This is a genomic window from Streptomyces sp. NPDC015032, from assembly GCF_043080425.1.
GTDB lineage: Bacteria > Actinomycetota > Actinomycetes > Streptomycetales > Streptomycetaceae > Streptomyces.
In genome coordinates, this window is the sequence record NZ_JBIBVN010000012.1 from 32,535 (window position 1) to 53,694 (window position 21,160).

Genomic DNA, 21,160 nt, shown 5'->3' on the forward strand with positions numbered 1-21,160 from the left:
GTGCGGTCAGTACGAGGTTCCCGAGACGCCCAGTGCGCCCGTCGGGTGCCAGACCGTCTTCGTCTCCAGGAAGGCCGTCAGGCGGTGGGTGCCCGGGTCGGCGGACCAGTCGAAGGCGGCGCCGTTCTCGTCCACAGGGTGTGGACGGACGACGCGCTTCAGGTTGTCCGCCGCCGCGATCTCCAGCTCCTTCGCGAGCGCGGCATCCGCCCCGGTGAGGTCGATGGCGTTCACGTCCTGGTGGGACGCGAGCGGCGCCGCGATCTCCGCCGTCCTCCCGGACAGGATGTTCACCACACCGCCCGGCAGGTCGGAGGTGGCCAGCACCTCGCCCAGGGACAGGGCCGGCAGCGGGGAGTCCGCCGAGGCCACGACGACCGCCGTGTTGCCGGTCGCGATCACCGGGGCGATCACCGAGACCAGGCCCAGGAACGACGACTCCTGAGGTGCCAGGACCGTGACCACACCGGTCGGTTCGGGCGTGGACAGGTTGAAGAACGGGCCCGCGACCGGGTTCGCCCCGCCCACGATCTGGCCGATCTTGTCGGTCCAGCCCGCGTACCAGACCCAGCGGTCGATCGCCGCGTCGACCACGGCCGCCGCCTTGGACTTCGACAGGCCCTCCGCGTCCGCCACTTCCCGGACGAACTGGTCCTTGCGGCCCTCCAGCATCTCCGCGACGCGGTAGAGGATCTGGCCGCGGTTGTACGCGGTGGCGCCCGACCAGCCGCCGAACGCCTTCCGCGCGGCCACGACCGCGTCACGCGCGTCCTTGCGGGAGGACTGGGGGGCGTTCGCCAGCCACGTGCCCTTCGAGTCCGTCACCTCGTACACCCGGCCGCTCTCGGAGCGGGGGAACTTGCCCCCGACGTACAGCTTGTAGGTCTTGAACACGCTCAGACGGTTCGGACGGTTATCGGACATCGAGGTACGCCTCCAGGCCGTGGCGGCCGCCTTCGCGGCCGAAGCCCGATTCCTTGTAGCCGCCGAAGGGCGAGGTCGGGTCGAACTTGTTGAACGTGTTGGCCCAGACGACGCCCGCCCGGAGCTTGTTCGCCACCGCGAGGATGCGGGAGCCCTTCTCCGTCCAGATGCCGGCCGAGAGGCCGTACTGGCTGTTGTTGGCCTTGGCGACCGCCTCGTCGGGCGTACGGAACGACAGCACGGAGAGCACCGGGCCGAAGATCTCGTCGCGGGCGATGGTGTGCGCCTGGGTGACGTTGGTGAACAGCGTCGGGGCGAACCAGTAGCCGGACGAGGGGAGCTCGCAGGGGGCGGACCAGCGTTCGGCGCCCTCCGCCTCGCCCGTCTCGGCGAGCGCGGTGATCCGGGCGAGCTGCTCCGCGGAGTTGATCGCGCCGATGTCGGTGTTCTTGTCCAGCGGGTCGCCGAGCCGGAGGGTGGACAGCCGGCGCTTCAGGGCGTCCAGCAGCTCGTCCTGGACCGACTCCTGCACGAGCAGGCGCGAGCCCGCGCAGCAGACCTGGCCCTGGTTGAAGAAGATGCCGGTGACGATCCCCTCGACGGCCTGGTCGATCGGGGCGTCGTCGAAGACGATGTTGGCGCCCTTGCCGCCCAGTTCCAGGGTGGCCTTCTTGTCCGTACCGGCGATCTGCCGGGCGATGGCCTTGCCGACCGCGGTCGAGCCGGTGAAGGCGACCTTGTCGACGCCCTCGTGCTCGACGAGGGCCGCGCCCGCGTCCCCGTAGCCGGTGAGGATGTTCACGACACCCTTCGGCAGACCGGCCTGGCGGCAGATGTCCGCGAAGAACAGCGCGGAGAGCGGGGTCGTCTCGGCGGGCTTGAGGACCACGGTGTTGCCGGTGGCGAGCGCGGGGGCGATCTTCCAGGCCAGCATGAGCAGCGGGAAGTTCCACGGGATGATCTGGCCCGCGACGCCGAGGGGGCGGGGGTTCGCGCCGTATCCGGCGTGGTCCAGCTTGTCGGCCCAGCCCGCGTAGTAGAAGAAGTGCGCCGCGACCAGTGGGAGGTCCGCATCGCGGGTCTCCTTGATCGGCTTGCCGTTGTCGAGGGTTTCGAGAACGGCGAGCTCGCGGCTGCGCTCCTGGATGATCCGGGCGATCCGGAAGAGGTACTTGGCACGCTCGGCGCCGGGCAGCGCCGACCACTTCTCGAACGCCTTGCGGGCCGCCCGCACGGCCCGGTCGACGTCCGCGGCGCCGGCCTGCGCGACCTCGGAGAGCACCTCCTCGCTGCTCGGCGAGACCGTCTTGAAGACCTTGCCGTCGGCCGCTTCGGTGAACTCGCCGTCGATGAACAGGCCGTACGAGGGGGCGATGTCGACGACCGAGCGCGACTCGGGGGCGGGCGCGTAGGCGAATGCAGATGTCTGCTTGTCGATAGTCATGGGGTTCTCAGTCCACCGTCACGTAATCGGGGCCGGAGTAGCGGCCGGTGCTGAGCTTCTGGCGCTGCATCAGCAGATCGTTCAGGAGGCTGGAGGCGCCGAAGCGGAACCAGTGGTTGTCCAGCCAGTCCTCGCCCGCGGTCTCGTTCACCAGCACCAGGAACTTGATCGCGTCCTTGGAGGTGCGGATGCCGCCGGCCGGTTTCACCCCGATCTGTACGCCGGTCTGCGCCCGGAAGTCGCGTACGGCCTCCAGCATCAGCAGTGTGTTCGCCGGGGTGGCGTTCGTCCCGACCTTGCCGGTCGACGTCTTGATGAAGTCCGCGCCCGCCAGCATCCCGAGCCACGAGGCGCGGCGGATGTTGTCGTACGTGGACAGCTCGCCGGTCTCGAAGATGACCTTCAGCCGGGCGCTGCCGCACTCGGCCTTCACGGCCAGGATCTCCTCGTACACCTTCAGATAGCGGCCGGAGAGGAAGGCACCCCGGTCGATCACCATGTCGATCTCGTCGACCCCGGCCGCCACGGCGTCGCGGACATCCGCGAGCTTGACGTCGAGCGCGGCGCGGCCGGCGGGGAAGGCCGTCGCCACGGACGCCACCTTCACGCCGGAACCGGCCAGCGCGGCGACGGCGGTCGCCGCCATGTCGGGGTAGACGCAGACCGCCGCGGTGCGCGGGGTCGTGCGGTCGGTCGGGTCGGGATGGACGGCCTTGGCGGCGAGAGCCCGGACCTTGCCCGGGGTGTCCGCGCCTTCCAGCGTCGTCAGGTCGATCATCGAGATGGCCAGGTCGATGGCGTACGCCTTGGCCGTGGTCTTGATCGAACGGGTTCCGAGCGACGCGGCGCGCGCTTCGAGGCCGACGGCGTCGACGCCGGGCAGCCCGTGCAGGAAGCGGCGCAGCGCACTGTCGGACGCGGTCGCGTCGGAGAATGCAGGAGCTGTGGTGGGCATGGTCACCACATGAGCATATCTACGCGCGTAGCGACATGTACAGGGGGCCCGGTCCTCCGAGGGTCGCACAGCACCGGGGCGGCCGCTCCGGCACCCCTTGCGTACGTCAGGCAGAATCGCCCCATGACAAGCCCCACACCGCCCGCCGAGCCGACCTATGCCGACCGGACCTTCCGGTCGCCCGCCGGGATCGTCGGGGGTGTCCTGCTGCTTCTCCTCGTCTGCTGGATCGGCGGGGACGCCGTGTTCCGGGGCCACGGCTGGGTGCCCTGGCTCGCGCTGGCCGGGCTGCTGACCGCGGTGCCGCTGGTGGTGGCGTTCACACTGCGGCCCGTCGTGTACGCCAACGAGCAGCGCATCCGGATCCGTAACCCGTTCCGGACGATCACCATGCCGTGGACCGAGGTCGCGGACCTGCGGGCCGGGTATTCGAGCGAGCTGTTCACCGAGGGCGGCGCCAAGTTCCAGCTGTGGGCGGTACCGGTGTCGCTGCGGCAGCGGAAGAAGGCGGCCCGTCAGCAGTCCCGGCAGTCGCTGGACGACCCGTACGGCCGGACCTCCGTGCACGCCGACGTCCGCGACAGCCAGTCCCGCCTGGCGACGGCCGACCAGACCATGGCGGACCTGCGGGAGCTGGTGGAGCGGGCGAAGGCGGGGGCGTCCTCGAAGGCTTCCGCGGCTTCGGAGGCCAAGGCTCCCGCACCCTCGGAGGCTTCGGTCTCGGTGCGCTGGGCGTACGAGTTGATCGCGCCGGCGGTGGTGGGTGCGGTGCTGCTGGTGGTGCTGCTCGCGATCGGCTGAGGCCGGGGGAGCGCGCGTACGGGCGTCACTCCGCCGCCCGCACCGGCCGTTCGCGCTCCTGCGCGTTCCGTGTCATGCCCATTCGGCGCCCGGCGCCCTGCGCCCGGCGGCCGCGGGTCCGGGCCCGCCGGGCGCGGTCCCGGCCTCCTGCGGCACGGTGGGAAGGCGTCGGCGCCGGGAGGGAACGGTCAGGACGCCGAGGCAGGCGATGACCAGCACGATGCCGGTCCAGCCGAGGGCGGGCAGGTGCTCGCCCACCACCAGGACCGCGAACACGGCCGCCACGGCGGGCTCCAGCAGGGACAGGGTCGTCGCGGTGCTGACGGGAATGCGGGACAGGCCGAATCCGAACAGGACGTACCCGGTGAACATCGGCACCAGCGCCATGTAGACGCCGACGCCCGCGTTCGTCCAGGAGGCGAGCAGCGGCGCGCCGGTGGCCACCAGCACCGGCACGAGCATCAGCCCGCCCAGCCCGAACACCGCTCCCATGGCCGCGCGCGAGGTGATGCCGCGCGTGATGAGGCGGTGCGCCGCCCACGCGTACACGGCGTAGGTCACGCCCGCGACCAGCCCGAGCCCGACGCCGGTGACGGTCTGTCCGGCGGAGCCCGCACCCGTTCCGGAACCTGCCCGTGCGGCCTCGGCCACACACAGCAGTACGGTGCCGGCCAGCCCCAGGGCGGCACCGGCCATCCATCGTCGGGTCAGCCGCTGCCGGTCGACGATCCGCTCGATCAGGGCGGACGCCAGCGGGGCCGAGCCGATGGAGACGACCGTCCCCACCGCGACGCCGGCCAGATGCATCGAGGTGTAGAACGCCAGCGGGTACAGGGCCACGCCCGTTCCCCCGACGAGCACGATCCGCCACTGCGTCCTCAGTTCCATGCGGAACGACGCGATGCGGCGCCCGGCCATCAGCGCCTGCAACAGGCCGCCCAGGCCCATCGCCGCCGCGCCGATCGCCAGCGGCCCGACCTGCGGCGCGAAGGTCGCCGCGGTGCCCGTGGTGCCCCAGAGCACCGAGGCCAGCAGCACGGCGAGCGCGCCCGCCCCCGGTCCTGCGGCGCGCCCGGCATGCCGCATCACAGGCCGTCCACCAGGCGCTCGGCCATGTCGCGTGCGTGCCGCATGCGTGCGCCGTCTCCTTCGAGCCCGGCACGCACGATGGCTCCTTCGAGCAGGAACGCCAGGTGCTCCGCCACCGTGCGGGCCTCGTCGTCGCGGCAGGGCAGCAGCTCCCGGAGGTGGGCGGCAAGCAGGCTCTCGACCTCCTCCTTGTGGCGGCGCACCACTGCCCGGCCCTCGTGTCCGGTGGGCAGCTCGGCGGCGGCGTTGAGCAGCCCGCAGCCCCGGAAGCCGTGCGCGTAGGCGAGATCGGCGTGGTCGGCGTAGGCGTCGAAGACGGCCAGTACGGCCGCCCGCGGGCCCTGAGCGTCGGCCAGGCGCCGCTGGTAGAGGCCGAGCCACTCCTCGTGCCGGGCCTGGAGGTAGGCGCGGACGAGGTCGGCCTTGGAGGCGAAGTTGTTGTAGAGGCTCATCTTCGCCACACCGGCCTCGGCCGTGATCGTGTCGATCCCGGTCGCCGCCACGCCGTCGGCGTAGAACCGGCGCGCCGCGGCATCGAGGATCCGCCCGCGCGCGGGCCCCTGCCGCCGCTCCACCGGTTGTTTGCCCGGCCCTTTCGCCGGCCGCTTCCCAGTGGCCCTCGCGTCGGTCATGGCTGCCCCTCTCGGAGATTAGGTAGACCAGTCTACCTAATTCGCGGCATGGGCTCGGATGCTGCCCCGGGAGGCCCGGGGCAGCTCCTTGCGTTCCAGTGGTTGTCGCAACACCCCAGTTCAGGGGGGCGCGAGGGACTTCAAGATCCGGGCCGTCCGCCGCGACCGGTCAGATCCCGGCTGCCGCCGCCAGGTCCCGCTTGATTCCGGCGAGCAGTTCCGCGCCCCGCATACGGGCCGCCGGCAGCGCGTCCGCCGAAGCGACCGGCACCACGACCTCCAGGTAGCACTTGAGCTTCGGCTCGGTGCCGCTCGGGCGGACGATCACCCGGGCGCCTTGGAGGTGGTAGCGCAGCCCGTCGGTGGGCGGCAGCTGTGCGGTGCCCCGCGAGAGGTCCTCGGCCGAGGTGACGGGAAGTCCGGCGAGCGCGGTCGGGGGTTGCTCGCGCAGTCGGCGCATCGCGTCCGCGATGACCGACAGATCCTCCACCCGGACCGACAGCTGGTCGGTCGCGTGCAGTCCGTGGTCGACCGCGAGGTCGTCGAGGAGGTCCAGGAGCGTACGCCCCCGTTCCTTGAGCACGGAGGCGAGTTCGGCGACGAGCAGCGCGGCCGTGATGCCGTCCTTGTCGCGTACGCCGTCCGGGTCGACGCAGTAGCCGAGCGCCTCCTCGTACCCGTACCGCAGGCCGTCCACGCGGGCGATCCACTTGAAGCCGGTCAGCGTCTCCTCGTGGCCGAGGCCCGCCTTCTCGGCGATCCGGCCGAGCAGCGAGGACGACACGATCGACTCGGCGAGGACACCGGTCGCGCCCCGGTCCACCAGATGGGCGGCGAGCAGTGCCCCGACCTCGTCGCCGCGCAGCATCCGCCAGCCGCCCTCGGCGGAGGGGTCCGGGACGGCGACGGCGCACCGGTCGGCGTCCGGGTCGTTGGCGATGACGAGGTCGCAGTCCGTACCCCGTGCGGTGGCGAAGGCGAGGTCCATCGCGCCGGGCTCTTCCGGATTGGGGAAGGCGACGGTCGGGAACGCCGGGTCGGGCTCCGCCTGCTCGGCGACGAGCACGGGGGCCGGGAACCCGGCACGGGCGAAGGCGGCGGTGAACACGGACGTGCCGACGCCGTGCATCGCGGTGTACACGACCCGGGCGGTGCGCGGCGAGCCGGTGGCGAGCACGGCGTCCGTACGGGCCAGATAGGCCGCCAGGACCTCGTCGCCGAGGACCTCCCAGCCGTCGTCGGGGCGGGCCACGCCGTCGAGCGGGCCGACCGCGGCGATCGCGGCGGCGATCTCGCCGTCCGCCGGGGGGACGATCTGCGAGCCGTCGCCGAGGTAGACCTTGTAGCCGTTGTCGCGGGGCGGATTGTGGCTGGCGGTCACCTCGACTCCCGCGACGGCGCCCAGGTGCCGGATGGCGTACGCCAGCACGGGGGTGGGCAGCGGGCGGGGGAGCACGGCCGCGCGCAGGCCCGCGCCAGTCATCACGGCGGCGGTGTCGCGGGCGAAGTCGGCGGACTTGTAGCGGGCGTCGTACCCGATGACGACGAGCCCGCCGGTCCGGCCCCCGGCCTTGAGGTAGGCGGCGAGTCCGGCCGCGGCGCGGATGACGACGGCGCGGTTCATCCGCATCGGCCCGGCCCCCAGCTCGCCGCGGAGCCCGGCCGTGCCGAACTGCAGCGTGCCGGCGAACCGCGCGGCCAGCTCGTCGGCACTCCCGGCGGACCCGGCTTCGATGAGCGCCGCGAGCTCGTCACGGGTCTCGGGGTCGGGATCCTCCGCGAGCCACGTCCTGGCCTGCGCGATCAGCTCCTGCTGCACGGTGTCCGCCTTTCTGGCTTTCTGGCTTTCTGGCTTTATGGGGGGTACGGGGGGCCGCTGTCCCCGGACCCCCTCCTCGATCACCGGAGGGGCCCGGTCCTGCCGGGTGCGGCGTGCGCGCCGGCCTCACCGGCCGTCCGGGGTGCGGGGTCCGGGGCGGGCCCCGGTTCGGCTCAGATCCGTTCGAGCACCCGCGCCAGCAACGTGCCCATCCGCGTGGCGGAGTCCCGCCCGGCCTGCAGCACCTCTTCGTGGTTCAGCGGCTCCCCGCTCAGCCCGGCCGCCAGGTTCGTGACCAGCGAGATGCCGAGCACCTCGGCCCCGGCCTCCCGTGCGGCGATCGCCTCCAGCACGGTGGACATGCCGACCAGGTCGCCGCCCATGGCCCGGACCATGCCGATCTCGGCCGGCGTCTCGTAGTGCGGGCCGGGGAACTGCACGTACACACCCTCTTCGAGGGTCTCGTCGACCTCCTTGCACAGCGCGCGCAGCCGCGGCGAGTACAGATCGGTCAGGTCGACGAAGTTGGCGCCGACGATGGGGGACGCCGCGGTCAGGTTGATGTGGTCGCTGATCAGGACCGGCTGCCCGGGGCGCATGCCCTCGCGCAGGCCGCCGCAGCCGTTCGTCAGCACGACGGTCCGGCAGCCCGCGGCGACGGCGGTGCGGACCCCGTGCGCGACCGCGGCGACGCCCCGGCCCTCGTAGAAGTGCGTGCGGCCGAGGAAGACCAGGGCACGCTTCGCACCGATCCGGTACGAGCGGATCGTGCCGCCGTGTCCCTGCACGGCGGGCGCCGGGAAACCGGGCAGGTCGGTCACCGGGAACTCGGCCTCCGGAGCGCCGAGCGCATCGCTCGCGGGCGCCCAGCCCGAACCCATCACGAGCGCGACGTCGTGGGTCTCGGCACCGGTCAGCTCGCGCAGGCGGGCAGCGGCGTCGGCGGCGGCGGCGTACGGGTCGCCCTGGATGTTGTCCGGAATAACTGATGCGTTCACGCGGATGAGGGTAGCCGGTGATTCCCTACGCGCGTAGATGCCCATGCGCAGAGCCTGCACACGCTTCCTCGTACATTCACACAAAAGCGCTGGTCGACGGGTCAGCAGGGGCGCTTGCGCAGTTCCATCACATAGTCGTGCGGTGCGCCCGCGGACTCCGCGGCGTCCGCGATCTCGCCCAGGTAGCGGGCGGACGGCAACCCGCCCTCGTACCCGTTCAGCACATACATCCAGGCCGGCTCCTCGCCGTCCAGGGTGTGCACCCGTACGCGCATCCGCCGGTAGACGTCCAGGCCGACGCCCTCCCACCGGTCCATGGAGTCCTCGTCCATCGGCGCGATGTCGTAGAGCGCCACGAAGACCTGGGAACGGGGGGCCTCCACCACCGTGGCGAGCGCGCCTTCCCAGCCCATCTGCTCCCCGCCGAAGGTCAGCCGCCAGTCGTTGAGCCAGCCGGTGCCACGCAGCGGGGAATGCGGTGCGCGGCGCGTCATCAGCCGCGCGTCGAGGTTGCCGGCGTACGCGGCGTAGAGCGACATGGGGTCGAGAGTACGGGAGGTCGTGGCCGGAACGTCGATTCCTGTGAGGAAGACCCCGTACGAGGTTCCGCTTCCGTCCGGGAACCCGGCCCCGGAGCCCCGCGCCGTACGCCCCGGTGCCCGTATGGAGGGCCCCGGAGCGAAGCGCTTTGGCGCGTGCGGGACAATGAAGTACGTACTGCATTCCCCGGGGCGGCCCCCCGGACCCCCGGCCGGGGCAGCAGACGGCCGCGGGATGACACACGCGAGGCGGACTTTTCGTGACCCGGATCGTGATCATCGGCGGCGGACCCGGCGGGTACGAGGCGGCATTGGTGGGCGCCCAGCTCGGCGCGGAGGTGACCGTCGCCGACTGCGACGGCCTCGGCGGCGCGTCCGTGCTCACCGACTGCGTGCCCTCGAAGACGCTGATCGCGACGGCAGAGGTGATGACCACCTTCGACTCCTCGTACGAGGAGCTGGGCATCATCGTCGCCGACGACACGCCGCACATCGAGCAGGCGGCCCGGGTCGTCGGTGTCGATCTCGGCAAGGTCAACCGGCGTGTGAAGCGCCTGGCGCTCGCCCAGTCCCACGACATCACCGCCTCCGTCACCCGCGCCGGCGTACGCGTGATGCGCGGACGCGGCCGCCTCGACGGCCTCCAGGCCGCCGACGGCTCCCGCACGGTCGTGGTGACCGCCGCCGACGGCACGGAGGAGAGGCTCACCGCCGACGCCGTGCTGATCGCGACCGGTGGCCACCCCCGGGAGATCCCGGACGCACTCCCCGACGGCGAGCGCATCCTGAACTGGACCCAGGTCTACGACCTCGACGAGCTCCCCGAGGAGCTCATCGTGGTCGGTTCCGGTGTGACGGGTGCCGAGTTCGCGGGCGCCTACCAGGCGCTCGGCTCGCGCGTCACCCTCGTCTCGTCCCGTGACCGGGTGCTGCCCGGCGAGGACCCGGACGCGGCCGCCGTGCTGGAGGACGTCTTCCGCCGCCGCGGCATGAACGTCATGGCCCGCTCCCGCGCCGCGGCGGCGAAGCGCGTCGGCGACCGGGTCGACGTCACCCTGGCCGACGGCCGGGTCATCTCCGGCTCGCACTGCCTGATGGCGGTCGGCGCGATCCCGAACAGCGCGGGCATGGGGCTGGAGGAGGCCGGTGTCCGGCTGAAGGAGTCCGGCCACATCTGGACCGACAAGGTCTCCCGCACCAGCGCCCCCGGCGTGTACGCGGCCGGTGACGTCACCGGGGTCTTCGCCCTCGCCTCGGTCGCGGCCATGCAGGGCCGCATCGCGATGTACCACTTCCTCGGGGACGCGGTGGCCCCGCTGGACCTGAAGACGGTCTCGTCGAACGTCTTCACCGACCCCGAGATCGCCACCGTCGGCTACACCCAGGCCGACGTCGACGCCGGCAAGATCGACGCCCGGGCGGTCAAACTGCCGCTGCTGCGCAACCCGCGCGCCAAGATGCAGGGCATACGCGACGGCTTCGTCAAGATCTTCTGCCGGCCCGGCACCGGCATCGTGGTCGGCGGCTGTGTCGTCGCGCCGCGGGCGAGCGAACTCATCCATCCGATCTCGATCGCCGTCGACAACAATCTGACGGTGGAACAGATAGCAAACGCCTTCACCGTGTACCCGTCGCTGTCGGGATCGATCGCGGAAGTGGCCCGTCAGTTGCACACCCGTAAGAGCGCGGGCGAGGCGTAGGCGCCTCCGGGAACCCGGCGGTACCCCGCAACTCGCCGCGGTCGGACGGTCGTCCGTCCGCCGTCCGTCCGCCGTCCGTCCGTCGTTCCGGCCGTCGGGCGATCAGTACGGAACAACAATGGGGCCGTCTATACCACTTGGCGGCCCTGCATATGTACAACTTCTGGTATTCGGTGCAAACCGCTGAAAACGCTCGAGCGTCACGTTACTGTCAGTTCTGTGTTCGCTGCAGAACGTCGTCAGTTGATCCTCGAAATGGTGCGTGCCAACGGGGCGGTATCGCTCCGTGAGCTCGCCCGCGTCGTCCAGACCTCCGAAGTGACCGTACGGCGGGACGTGCGGGCGCTGGAGGCAGAAGGACTCCTCGACCGCCGGCACGGCGGTGCGGTCTTGCCGGGCGGTTTTACGCGGGAGTCCGGCTTTCCGCAGAAATCCCATCTCGCCACCGCGGAGAAGACGGCCATCGCCGACCTGGCCGCCGGCCTCGTCGAAGAGGGCGAGGCCATCGTCGTCGGTGCCGGGACGACCACGCAGGAGCTGGCCCGCCGGCTCGCGCGGGTCCCCGGTCTGACCGTCGTCACCAACTCGCTGCTGGTCGCCCAGGCGTTGGCCCATGCCAACCGGGTGGAAGTGGTGATGACCGGCGGCACACTGCGCGGCTCCAACTACGCCCTGGTGGGCAGCGGCGCCGAGCAGTCCCTCCAAGGGCTGCGGGTATCGCGCGCGTTCCTCTCCGGGAGCGGCCTCACCGCGGAACGCGGCCTCTCCACGTCCAACATGCTCTCGGCGAGCGTGGACCGGGCCCTGGTGCAGGCCGCGGCGGAGGTGGTGGTCCTGGCGGACCACACCAAGCTCGGCTCCGACACCATGTTCCAGACGGTGCCGACGGATCTGATCACCCGCCTGGTGACGGACGAACCGCCCGGCCACGACGAGCGCGCCGCCACCGAGCTGCAGGCCCTGGCGGATCAGGGGGTGCAGATCGCGGTGGCCGGCGCGGGCAGTGGCTCCGCACCGGCAGAAGCCCTTCCGCCGGGCCGTCAGCCCCGCCGCGACATGCCGCTCCCCGGTCAGCGCCGGACGCGTGGCGGCCCCGGGCAGCCGGGGTCGCAGCAACTCCGGAGCGCGGCGGCGCTGGCGGAACAAGGGCAGGGACCGGGGGACCGGGCGAGGGTGGCGGACCTGCGGCGCCGGTAGGAGCGGATGTACGGCTGCGAAGCCGGCGCCACCGGCGATCGAGGCACAGGTCCGGGACGGAGCCTCGGACCTGGGAAGGGGCGGGCAGAGGAACGGTCCCGGCGCAGCGACCCCGCACCGCACACGCACCCCCGCGCCCCCTCAACCGCCTTCTGCCGCAGGCCCCTTCAGCCCTTGCAAGGTCAGTGTCAGCAGTCGGCCCGCCAACTCCGGGTCGTCCGGCGCCTGCTCCGCCGCCAGCGCGATCGCGTTCGTCAGCTGCATCAGGTCGTCGATGGACACGTCCGCCCGCACGGCACCGCTCTCCTGGGCCCGCGTCAGCAGGGCCGCCCCCGCCTCGCGCAGCGGCACATTGCACTGCGAGAGCGCGGAAGTCTCGTCCCGCGACGTCGACATGAGTGCCTGGGCGAGCCCGCGGTATTCACCCGCATGGCTGATGATCGCGCCCAGCCACTCCACCAGGCCCGCACACGGCCGTTCCGCCCCCGCCAGCTCGTGGGCACGGGAGATCAAGGAGGTCAGGGCCTCCTGGAAGACGGCGTTCATCAGCGCGTGCCGGCTGGGGAAGTGCCGGTACAGCGTGCCGATCCCGACGCCCGCGCGGCGTGCGATGTCTTCGAGGGACGCGTCGGTGCCGTGGTCCGCGAACGCGGTACGGGCCTCGCACAGCAGCCGGTCGTAATTACGGCGCGCGTCGGCGCGCATGGGCCGGGCCGGCGTCCGTGCCGTGCTCATCGCCATTGCGCAGTCCTCCCTCTCTTCCGCCCCAGGGTCCAGGATGCCATCGCGGATCCGGAGGGGTGACGTCCGCCGAGGGGCGACGCACGACGGGCCCCCGTGGCCCCGGAGCCGTACGGCTCCGGGGCCACGGGGGCCCGGTGGAAGAACGGGTGCCGGCTCCGGCCGGCCGGCCGGTCAGTCCTTGATCTCGCAGATGACGGCGCCGGAGGAGACCGAGCCACCGACCTCGGCGGCCAGTCCCTTGACGGTGCCGGCGCGGTGCGCGTTCAGCGGCTGCTCCATCTTCATGGCCTCCAGGACGACGACGAGGTCGCCCTCCTGGACCTGCTGGCCCTCCTCGACGGCGATCTTGACGATGGTGCCCTGCATCGGGGACGCCAGGGTGTCGCCGGAGACCGCGGATCCGGACTTCTTCGCCGCGCGGCGCTTGGGCTTGGCGCCCGCCGCGAGACCGGTACGGGCCAGGCTCATGCCCAGCGACGAGGGCAGCGAGACCTCAAGCCGCTTGCCGCCGACCTCGACGACCACGGTCTCGCGACCGGCCTCCTCCTCCGCCTCCACGTCGGCGGCGGCGGTGAAGGGCTTGATGTCGTTGACGAACTCGGTCTCGATCCACCGGGTGTGCACCCGGAACGGGTCGCTGGTGAACGCCGGGTCGGCGACGACCGCGCGGTGGAACGGAATGGCGGTGGCCATGCCCTCGACATCGAACTCGGCCAGGGCGCGCGCCGCCCGCTGCAGCGCCTGCTCACGGGTCGCACCGGTCACCACGAGCTTCGCCAGCAGCGAGTCCCAGGCGGGGCCGATGACGGAACCGGACTCCACGCCCGCGTCGAGGCGGACGCCGGGGCCGGTCGGCGGGGCGAAGACGGTCACGGTGCCGGGAGCCGGCAGGAAGCCGCGGCCCGGGTCCTCGCCGTTGATCCGGAACTCGAAGGAGTGTCCGCGCACGGCCGGGTCGTCGTAGCCGAGCTCATCGCCGTCGGCGATGCGGAACATCTCGCGTACGAGGTCGAGGCCGGTGACCTCCTCGGTGACCGGGTGCTCGACCTGGAGGCGGGTGTTGACCTCCAGGAAGGAGATGGTGCCGTCCGTGCCAACGAGGAACTCCACGGTGCCCGCACCGACGTAACCGGCCTCCTTGAGGATGGCCTTCGATGCCGCGTACAGCTCGGCGTTCTGCGCCTTCGAGAGGAACGGCGCGGGGGCCTCCTCGACCAGTTTCTGGTGGCGGCGCTGGAGCGAGCAGTCACGGGTGGAGACGACGACGACGTTGCCGTGGGTGTCGGCCAGACACTGCGTCTCGACGTGGCGCGGCTTGTCGAGGTAGCGCTCCACGAAGCATTCGCCCCGGCCGAACGCCGCCACGGCCTCACGGACCGCGGAGTCGTACAGCTCCGGGATCTCCTCCAGCGTGCGCGCCACCTTCAGCCCGCGGCCACCGCCACCGAAGGCGGCCTTGATCGCGATCGGCAGCCCGTGCTGCTCGGCGAACGCCACGACCTCGGCGGAGCCCTCGACCGGGTCGGGCGTGCCGGCCACCAGCGGGGCACCGGCGCGCTGCGCGATGTGCCGGGCGGCCACCTTGTCGCCGAGGTCCCGGATCGCCTGCGGCGGCGGGCCGATCCAGGTCAGGCCGGCGTCGAGCACGGCCTGGGCGAATTCGGCGTTCTCCGACAGGAAGCCGTATCCCGGGTGGATCGCGTCCGCCCCGGAGTCCTTGGCAGCCTGGAGCACCTTGGCCATGTCCAGATAGCTGGCGGCCGGGGTGTCACCGCCCAGGGCGAATGCCTCGTCGGCCGCACGCACATGCAGAGCGTCGCGGTCCGGGTCGGCGTAGACGGCCACGCTCCCGATCCCGGCATCCCGGCATGCCCGAGCAACGCGGACAGCAATTTCGCCACGGTTGGCGATGAGCACCTTGCGCACGATGGCTCCCTCCTTGAAACAAGCTGAGTTTAGGGACAACCGACACGGCCCTACGACCCGTCCCCAATGGTGAGCTTGCCCACACGGAGTGTGATTCGAGCCTTGCTCAAGTCGCGAAATCCCTTGTGGCACCACGGTACGCCGGGTTTCATGACCGCACAGTAGCCACGAGGTGTGGTCCAGGTCTCTGTTCACGCACGCAGCCACGTTCGGCGTTTCTTTGTCGAGTCCCCACTAATGGGCGAACGATTCTTTGCCCGACGCACTAGTGCTGCCACAGGGGGGCGCAGGGAAAGCGCACGGACGCGCGCGGGCGGGGCGGAGCCGGGGTGAAGGCCGGCCGGACTCTTGTCCCGCGCGTTACCCATTAGTAGGGTCCGCGCTATCGCACGTACTGCAGGTAACAGGGGGTGAGCACCGTGGTGCGCAGACCGGTGGCGTTCGTGGCCGCGATCGTGCTGTTCGTGGAAGCCGTGGGCGTCGTGTTCATCAACGGGGTTCTCGCGACGGTCGTCAAGAACCAGGACATGTCACTGGCCGGGCTGGACCCCGCCGCCATGTCGAACGGCACCTGGGCGATGGGCGGCGTCTTCGGCCTGTACCTGCTGCTGTGCGGACTGGTCCTCCTGCTCACCGGCATCCGCGACCGGGTCCCCGGCCGTATCGGCCGCATCGCCCTCATCGCCTGCGCCGTGGTGCACGGGGTGCTGGGCGCGCTGACGGTCGGTCTGGTCGGCTGGGGCGCGTTCGCGTTCATGATGGTGGTGCTCGGGCTGATCGTGCTGACGCTGGTGGCGTACGGCCCCGGCCCCGGCCCCGAGGCGGGACCGGGGGCCGACCGGTCCGCGGGCGATGCCGAGCCGAGCACGCCGGCTCCGATCTGACCCGGACGGTGCGAAGGGCCCGCCCTGGGTGATCCACCCGAGTGATCGGGCCCCGGGTGATCCGCCCGGGACATCGGTCCGGCTCAGACCCAGAGCTCGGTGACGGAGATCCCCAGCTCGCCCAGCAGCTGGCGCAGCAGCGGCAGCGAGAGCCCGATGACGTTGCCGTGGTCGCCCTCGATGGAGTCGACGAACGGCGCCGAGCGGCCGTCCAGGGTGAAGGCACCCGCAACGTGGAGCGGCTCTCCCGAGGCCACGTAGGCGGCGATCTCCGCGTCGGTCGGTTCACCGAAGCGGACGGTCGTGGAAGCGGTCGCCGAGGCCGTACGCCCGGTCGCGGTGTCGATCACGCTGTGGCCGGTCCGCAGCACCCCGGCGCGGCCGCGCATGGACTTCCAGCGGGCGGTGGCCTCCTCGCCGTCGGCCGGCTTGCCGAGCGCCTCGCCGTCGAGTTCGAGCACCGAGTCGCACCCGACGACCAGGGCACCCGCCGCCTCCGCCCGGCCGGCCACCGCGGCGGCCTTGGCCTCGGCGAGCACGAGGGCCAGCCCGGCCGGCGTCGGGGCGTCGAGCGCGTCCTCGTCCACCCCGCTGACGATCACCTCGGGCGCGAATCCGGCCTGCCGCAGAAGACCGAGACGGGCGGGGGAGGCGGAGGCGAGCACGAGACGGCGCTGATCAGTCATACGCGCCATCGTAGAAGGAGCCGGGCGGCGGCCGGCCCGCCGGGCGACAATCCGGGCGTCCGGCGTCCGGCATCCGGCGTCCGAGGCCGGGTCCTGCGCGGAGCCCCCGTGAGGTGCCCCTCACCGCGTCCCGAGCACGAGCATCGCGACCACCATCGCGAGCGCAAGCACCAGCCCCGCGCGACGCATCATGTCCTGGGCGTCGCGCAGTTCCTTCGGCGGCTTGTTCTCGGGGTCGGACCACAGCATGGAACCGATACTGCTGCGGTGGCGTATGCCGCGCCTGAGTACGGGTACTCAGGCGCCCTGGTGCGTACGGACCAGAATCGCGCCCGGACGCACCGGAGGTCCGGCCCCCGTACGGGCCGGACCTCCAAAAACGTGTGCGAACGGGTGGGTCCGCGACTACCCGGGCCAGTACGTCCGCGCCCAGGCCCGCGGCCCCGGCAGACGGCGCTCGCGCCGGGCGATGCGCCCCGGGTCGGACCACTGGCCGGGCAGCGCCGGAGTGCCGGACGCGGCACCGGACGCCGTCGCCGCGGCGCGCGCCCGGACCACCGCGAGCGCGGCGGCCAGCTCCTCCGGGGTCGGGTTGCCCCGTACGACCTTGATCATGGGCAGAACCTTTTCTGGAGGGGATGTTGCCTAGAGGGGGATGTTGCCGTGCTTCTTCGGGGGCAGCGACTCCCGCTTCGTGCGCAGCTGGCGCAGCCCCTTCGCGATGTGGGCGCGGGTGTCGGACGGCATGATCACCGCGTCGACGTAGCCGCGCTCGGCCGCCACGTACGGGTTGAGCAGCGTGTCCTCGTAGTCGGCGATCAGTTCGGCGCGGGTGGCCTCCGCCTCCTCGGGGTCCGTGACGGCGGCGATGGTGCGGCGGTGCAGGATATTCACCGCGCCCTGGGCGCCCATGACGGCGATCTGCGCCGTCGGCCAGGCGACGTTGATGTCGGCGCCCAGGTGCTTGGAGCCCATGACGTCGTACGCGCCGCCGAAGGCCTTGCGGGTGATCACCGTGATCAGCGGGACGGTCGCCTCCGCGTAGGCGTAGATCAGCTTGGCGCCGCGGCGGATGATGCCGCCGTACTCTTGGTCGACGCCGGGCAGGAAGCCCGGGACGTCGACGAAGGTCAGCACGGGCACGTTGAACGCGTCGCAGGTGCGGACGAACCGGGCCGCCTTCTCGCTCGCGTTGATGTCCAGGCAGCCCGCGAACTGCATCGGCTGGTTGGCGACGATGCCGACCGGATAGCCCTCCACACGCCCGAAGCCGGTGAGGATGTTCGGCGCGAACAGGGCCTGGGTCTCCAGGAACTCGCCGTCGTCCAGCACGTGCTCGATGGCGGTGTGCATGTCGTACGGCTGGTGCGCCGAGTCCGGAATGAGGGTGTCGAGCTCGCGGTCCTCGTCGGTGGTGGCGAGATCCGCCTCCTCCGGGAAGGCCGGTGCCTCGGAGAGGTTGTTCGAAGGGAGGTACGACAGCAGCGACTTGACGTACTCGATGGCGTCCTTCTCGTCGCCCGCCATGTGATGCGCCACGCCGGAGGTGGTGTTGTGGGTGCGGGCGCCGCCGAGCTGCTCGAAGCCGACGTCCTCACCCGTGACGGTCTTGATGACGTCGGGGCCGGTGATGAACATGTGCGAGGTCTGGTCGACCATGACGGTGAAGTCGGTGATCGCGGGGGAGTAGACCGCGCCACCCGCGCACGGCCCGACGATCAGCGAGATCTGCGGAACGACGCCCGAGGCGTGCACATTGCGACGGAAGATCTCGGCGAACAGGCCGAGTGCGACGACGCCTTCCTGGATGCGGGCACCGCCGCCGTCGTTGATGCCGATGACCGGGCAGCCGGTCTTCAGCGCGAAGTCCATCACCTTGACGATTTTCTCACCGTAGACCTCGCCGAGCGAGCCGCCGAAGATGGTGAAGTCCTGCGAGTAGACGCAGACGGGGCGGCCGTCGACCGTGCCGTACCCGGTGACGACACCGTCCCCGTACGGGCGGTTCTTCTCGATGCCGAAGTTGGTGGAGCGGTGCCGGGCGAATTCGTCGAGCTCCACGAAGGAACCCTCGTCCAGCAGGAGGTCGATCCGCTCGCGGGCGGTCAACTTGCCCTTCGCATGCTGCTTCTCGACCGCGCGTGCGGAGCCCGCGTGCGTCGCTTCGTCGATTCGGCGTTGCAGGTCCGCGATCTTGCCCGCGGTGGTGTGGATGTCGATCTCTGCCGGCTCGGACATCGGGTGGCGGCTCCCTGCCTGGTCACGGGGGACGACTGTGCTGCTGATCAGCTGCTGAACACCCGCTGATCAGGTACTGGACACCTACTCATCCGTAGCGTATCGGCGTGGATACGGTTCGGCAGTGCGTCGTTTGCCACACCTAGTCTGGCTTGCATGACACCTTCGGATGCGCCTCACAGCCGCTGGTCGGACCTGGACCGGCCGCCCCTGAACGTTCCCGCGCTGCGCCGCGGGCTGCTGCGGCCGGGCGGGCTGTGGACCGCGCTCGACGTCGTGGAGACCACCGGGTCCACCAACTCCGACCTCGCGCGTCGTGCGGCGGAGGGACTCGCCGAGGGCGCCGTTCTGATCGCCGAGGAGCAGACCGCCGGCCGCGGCCGGCTGGACCGCACCTGGACGGCTCCGGCCCGTTCGGGCCTCTTCTTCTCCGCCTTCCTGACGCCGGGCGACGTCCCGGTCGGGCGGTGGGGCTGGCTGCCGCTGCTCGCCGGCGTCGCGACGGCCACCGGCCTGGCTCGCGCCGCCGGTGTCGATACGGCCCTGAAGTGGCCCAACGATCTCCTTGTCACCGTGGCGGGCGAGGAGCGGAAGACGGGCGGCATCCTGGCCGAGCGCGCCGGGAACGGCGTCGTCGTGGGCATCGGCCTCAACGTCTCGCTGCGCGCCGAGGAGCTCCCGGCACCCACGGCCGGCTCGCTGGCCCTGGCCGGGGCGGTCTCCACCGACCGGGAGACGCTGCTGCGGGGCGTACTGCGCTCGCTGGAGCACTGGTACGGCCAGTGGCGCGCGGCGGACGGCGACGCGGCGGCGAGCGGCCTGCAGGAGGCGTACACGGCGGGCTGCGCGACGCTGGGCCGGACGGTACGGGCCCAGCTGCCCGGCGACCGCACGCTCACCGGCGAGGCCGTGGCGATCGACGGCGACGGCCGGCTGATCCTGTCCACCGACGACGGCCTCCAGGAACCCGTTTCGGCGGGCGACATCGTGCACCTGCGAGGGGCCGGGGGCGGCCTGACCTGAGGACGCGGGAGCGGTCGCCGCGGTACGACCGCCCCCGGAACCGCGGCAGGGGCGGCCGCGGTGTCCCGGCCCGCACCCGTGCCCGCACGGTGTGCACGGGTGCTCGCGGCGTCTTTGCTCCGGCCCGTGCCCCGGCTCACCCGGGGCACGGGACCACGCCCTCCTGGAAACCGCCCACCTGCTGAAACCACCGACGCCCCCGGCTCGTCCGGGAGCATTCCCGGACGTCCCGGAAACGTGGGAGACGTGGGAGACGTGAGCCACGGCACACCTGCCGTATCGTTGAGGCGATCCACCGACAGATCGGCAGGGCAGTGCGCAGGGAACGGGCAGGAGGCGGCTGGTGACCGTCGACGACACGACCTCCGGTGCGGGCGCGGAGCCCCCGTCGGAACCCTCGGTCCACCCGACGCCGCATCACGAAGTCGACCATACGGCGGAACCGACCGATGATCCCCTCGCGATCCGGCTGGAACAGCTGATCCTGGGCGCCGACCGCCGCTACACGCCTTTCCAGGCGGCCCGTACCGCCGGTGTCTCGATGGACCTGGCCTCCCGGTTCTGGCGGGCGATGGGCTTCGCCGACATCGGACAGGCCAGGGCGCTCACCGAGGCCGATGTGCTGGCACTGCGCCGGCTCGCCGGCCTCGTCGAGGCGGGACTGCTCAGCGAGCCGATGGCGATCCAGGTGGCCCGGTCCACCGGACAGACCACCGCCCGGCTGGCGGAGTGGCAGATCGACTCCTTCCTGGAAGGGCTGACCGAGCCGCCCGAGCCCGGAATGACCCGCACCGAGGTGACGTACCCGCTGGTCGAGCTGCTCCTGCCGGAGCTGGAGGAGTTCCTGGTGTACGTGTGGCGGCGCCAGCTCGCCGCCGCCACCGGCCGGGTCGTGCAGGCCGCCGACGACGAGGAGATGGTCGACCGTCGCCTGGCCGTCGGCTTCGCCGACCTCGTCGGATTCACCCGGCTGACCCGGCGGCTGGAGGAGGAGGAGCTCGGCGAACTGGTCGAGGCGTTCGAGACCACCTGCGCCGACCTGGTCGCCGCCCACGGCGGCCGGCTCATCAAGACCCTCGGCGACGAGGTCCTCTTCGCCGCCGACGACGCGGGCACCGCGGCCGAGATCGCGCTGCGCCTGATCGAGGCGATGACCCAGGACGAGACGATGCCCGCGCTGCGCGTCGGCATCGCGTTCGGCACGGTCACCACCCGAATGGGCGATGTCTTCGGTACGACGGTGAACCTCGCCAGCCGGCTGACCTCCATAGCGCCGAAGGACGCCGTGCTGGTGGACGGGGCGTTCGCCGAGGAGCTGACCCGCACCGGCGACGCGCCGGCCTCCGAGGCGCGGGCGGCGGAGGAGGCCGCGGTCGCCGAGAAGGAGCGTCAGGAGGGCGTGGAGCCGGTGTCCGTGCCCACGTACCGCTACGGACTGCAGCCGATGTGGCAGCGCCCGGTGCGCGGCCTCGGTGTCGTGGAGCCCTGGCTGCTGGCGCGCCGGGGCACGTCCTGAGCCGGTCCCGGCCCCGGGCGCGGACTCGCTCCGGTCCCGGGGCCG

At 71.8% G+C, this 21,160-nt stretch carries 20 protein-coding genes; 6 read left to right on the plus strand and 14 right to left on the minus strand.

Annotated elements, in window-relative coordinates; all coding sequences use genetic code 11:
* Nucleotides 1-6: 6 nt before the first annotated feature.
* From ACF08M_RS18900 to deoC, 3 genes are read right to left on the minus strand one after another with little or no spacing between them, the layout of a single operon-like run.
* Nucleotides 7-924, minus strand: coding sequence for an aldehyde dehydrogenase family protein (locus ACF08M_RS18900; RefSeq protein WP_392186377.1), 918 nt, complete (start codon nt 922-924; stop codon nt 7-9).
* Nucleotides 914-2,368 carry an aldehyde dehydrogenase family protein gene (locus ACF08M_RS18905; RefSeq protein WP_392186378.1) on the minus strand — a complete coding sequence of 485 codons (1,455 nt, stop codon included), beginning with the start codon at nt 2,366-2,368 and terminating at the stop codon, nt 914-916. Before ACF08M_RS18905 ends, ACF08M_RS18900 begins: the two co-directional genes overlap by 11 nt.
* A gap of 7 nt (nt 2,369-2,375) precedes the next feature.
* Entirely contained in the window at nt 2,376-3,323 is a 948-nt protein-coding gene (deoC, locus tag ACF08M_RS18910; RefSeq protein ID WP_392186550.1) for a deoxyribose-phosphate aldolase, read from the minus strand.
* A gap of 123 nt (nt 3,324-3,446) precedes the next feature.
* On the opposite strand from deoC, the gene ACF08M_RS18915 reads away from it, so the two are divergent.
* Nucleotides 3,447-4,124, plus strand: a complete 678-nt coding sequence (locus tag ACF08M_RS18915; RefSeq protein ID WP_392186379.1) for a PH domain-containing protein — start codon at nt 3,447-3,449, stop codon at nt 4,122-4,124.
* 72 nt (nt 4,125-4,196) lie between these two features.
* On the opposite strand, the gene ACF08M_RS18920 is transcribed toward ACF08M_RS18915, so the two are convergent.
* From ACF08M_RS18920 to ACF08M_RS18940, 5 genes are all read right to left on the minus strand, one after another.
* The gene (locus ACF08M_RS18920) at nt 4,197-5,210 is read right to left on the minus strand and encodes a DMT family transporter (protein ID WP_392186380.1); all 1,014 of its coding nucleotides are present in this window, start codon (nt 5,208-5,210) and stop codon (nt 4,197-4,199) included.
* On the minus strand, nt 5,210-5,845 hold the full coding sequence (locus tag ACF08M_RS18925; RefSeq protein WP_392186381.1) for a TetR/AcrR family transcriptional regulator: 636 nt from the start codon (nt 5,843-5,845) through the stop codon (nt 5,210-5,212). Before ACF08M_RS18925 ends, ACF08M_RS18920 begins: the two co-directional genes overlap by 1 nt.
* A gap of 169 nt (nt 5,846-6,014) precedes the next feature.
* Complete coding sequence (locus ACF08M_RS18930; protein WP_392186382.1) at nt 6,015-7,664, minus strand: phospho-sugar mutase; 1,650 nt, start codon at nt 7,662-7,664, stop codon at nt 6,015-6,017.
* A gap of 173 nt (nt 7,665-7,837) precedes the next feature.
* Nucleotides 7,838-8,662 carry a purine-nucleoside phosphorylase gene (locus ACF08M_RS18935; RefSeq protein ID WP_392186383.1) on the minus strand — a complete coding sequence of 275 codons (825 nt, stop codon included), beginning with the start codon at nt 8,660-8,662 and terminating at the stop codon, nt 7,838-7,840.
* 101 nt (nt 8,663-8,763) lie between these two features.
* Nucleotides 8,764-9,201, minus strand: coding sequence for a gamma-glutamylcyclotransferase (locus ACF08M_RS18940; protein WP_392186384.1), 438 nt, complete (start codon nt 9,199-9,201; stop codon nt 8,764-8,766).
* A 260-nt stretch (nt 9,202-9,461) separates the two neighbouring features.
* Between ACF08M_RS18940 and ACF08M_RS18945 the strand changes: the two genes are divergently transcribed.
* On the plus strand, nt 9,462-10,901 hold the full coding sequence (locus ACF08M_RS18945; protein ID WP_392186385.1) for an NAD(P)H-quinone dehydrogenase: 1,440 nt from the start codon (nt 9,462-9,464) through the stop codon (nt 10,899-10,901).
* 219 nt (nt 10,902-11,120) lie between these two features.
* On the plus strand, nt 11,121-12,098 hold the full coding sequence (locus ACF08M_RS18950; RefSeq protein ID WP_392186386.1) for a DeoR/GlpR family DNA-binding transcription regulator: 978 nt from the start codon (nt 11,121-11,123) through the stop codon (nt 12,096-12,098).
* Nucleotides 12,099-12,239: 141 nt separating this feature from the next.
* On the opposite strand, the gene ACF08M_RS18955 is transcribed toward ACF08M_RS18950, so the two are convergent.
* Both ACF08M_RS18955 and ACF08M_RS18960 read right to left on the minus strand, forming a co-directional pair.
* Complete coding sequence (locus tag ACF08M_RS18955) at nt 12,240-12,839, minus strand: TetR/AcrR family transcriptional regulator (RefSeq protein WP_392186387.1); 600 nt, start codon at nt 12,837-12,839, stop codon at nt 12,240-12,242.
* Nucleotides 12,840-13,013: 174 nt separating this feature from the next.
* The gene (locus tag ACF08M_RS18960; protein WP_392186388.1) at nt 13,014-14,768 is read right to left on the minus strand and encodes an acetyl/propionyl/methylcrotonyl-CoA carboxylase subunit alpha; all 1,755 of its coding nucleotides are present in this window, start codon (nt 14,766-14,768) and stop codon (nt 13,014-13,016) included.
* A 410-nt stretch (nt 14,769-15,178) separates the two neighbouring features.
* Between ACF08M_RS18960 and ACF08M_RS18965 the strand changes: the two genes are divergently transcribed.
* Entirely contained in the window at nt 15,179-15,652 is a 474-nt protein-coding gene (locus ACF08M_RS18965) for a hypothetical protein (protein WP_392186389.1), read from the plus strand.
* Between the two features lie 83 nt (nt 15,653-15,735).
* Here the strand turns inward: ACF08M_RS18965 and ACF08M_RS18970 are convergent, their stop codons facing one another.
* From ACF08M_RS18970 to ACF08M_RS18985, 4 genes are all read right to left on the minus strand, one after another.
* On the minus strand, nt 15,736-16,347 hold the full coding sequence (locus ACF08M_RS18970) for a nucleoside triphosphate pyrophosphatase (RefSeq protein ID WP_392186390.1): 612 nt from the start codon (nt 16,345-16,347) through the stop codon (nt 15,736-15,738).
* A gap of 111 nt (nt 16,348-16,458) precedes the next feature.
* Entirely contained in the window at nt 16,459-16,587 is a 129-nt protein-coding gene (mmpB, locus tag ACF08M_RS18975) for a morphogenic membrane protein MmpB (RefSeq protein ID WP_018519111.1), read from the minus strand.
* A 156-nt stretch (nt 16,588-16,743) separates the two neighbouring features.
* The gene (locus ACF08M_RS18980) at nt 16,744-16,953 is read right to left on the minus strand and encodes an acyl-CoA carboxylase epsilon subunit (protein ID WP_392186391.1); all 210 of its coding nucleotides are present in this window, start codon (nt 16,951-16,953) and stop codon (nt 16,744-16,746) included.
* 30 nt (nt 16,954-16,983) lie between these two features.
* On the minus strand, nt 16,984-18,576 hold the full coding sequence (locus ACF08M_RS18985) for an acyl-CoA carboxylase subunit beta (RefSeq protein WP_392186392.1): 1,593 nt from the start codon (nt 18,574-18,576) through the stop codon (nt 16,984-16,986).
* A 156-nt stretch (nt 18,577-18,732) separates the two neighbouring features.
* On the opposite strand from ACF08M_RS18985, the gene ACF08M_RS18990 reads away from it, so the two are divergent.
* A complete protein-coding gene (locus ACF08M_RS18990) occupies nt 18,733-19,599 on the plus strand; it encodes a biotin--[acetyl-CoA-carboxylase] ligase (RefSeq protein ID WP_392186393.1) in 867 nt (288 codons plus the stop codon).
* Nucleotides 19,600-19,942: 343 nt separating this feature from the next.
* Nucleotides 19,943-21,115: an adenylate/guanylate cyclase domain-containing protein gene (locus ACF08M_RS18995; RefSeq protein ID WP_392186394.1), complete on the plus strand. Its 1,173-nt coding sequence runs from the start codon at nt 19,943-19,945 to the stop codon at nt 21,113-21,115.
* Nucleotides 21,116-21,160 lie beyond the last annotated feature (45 nt).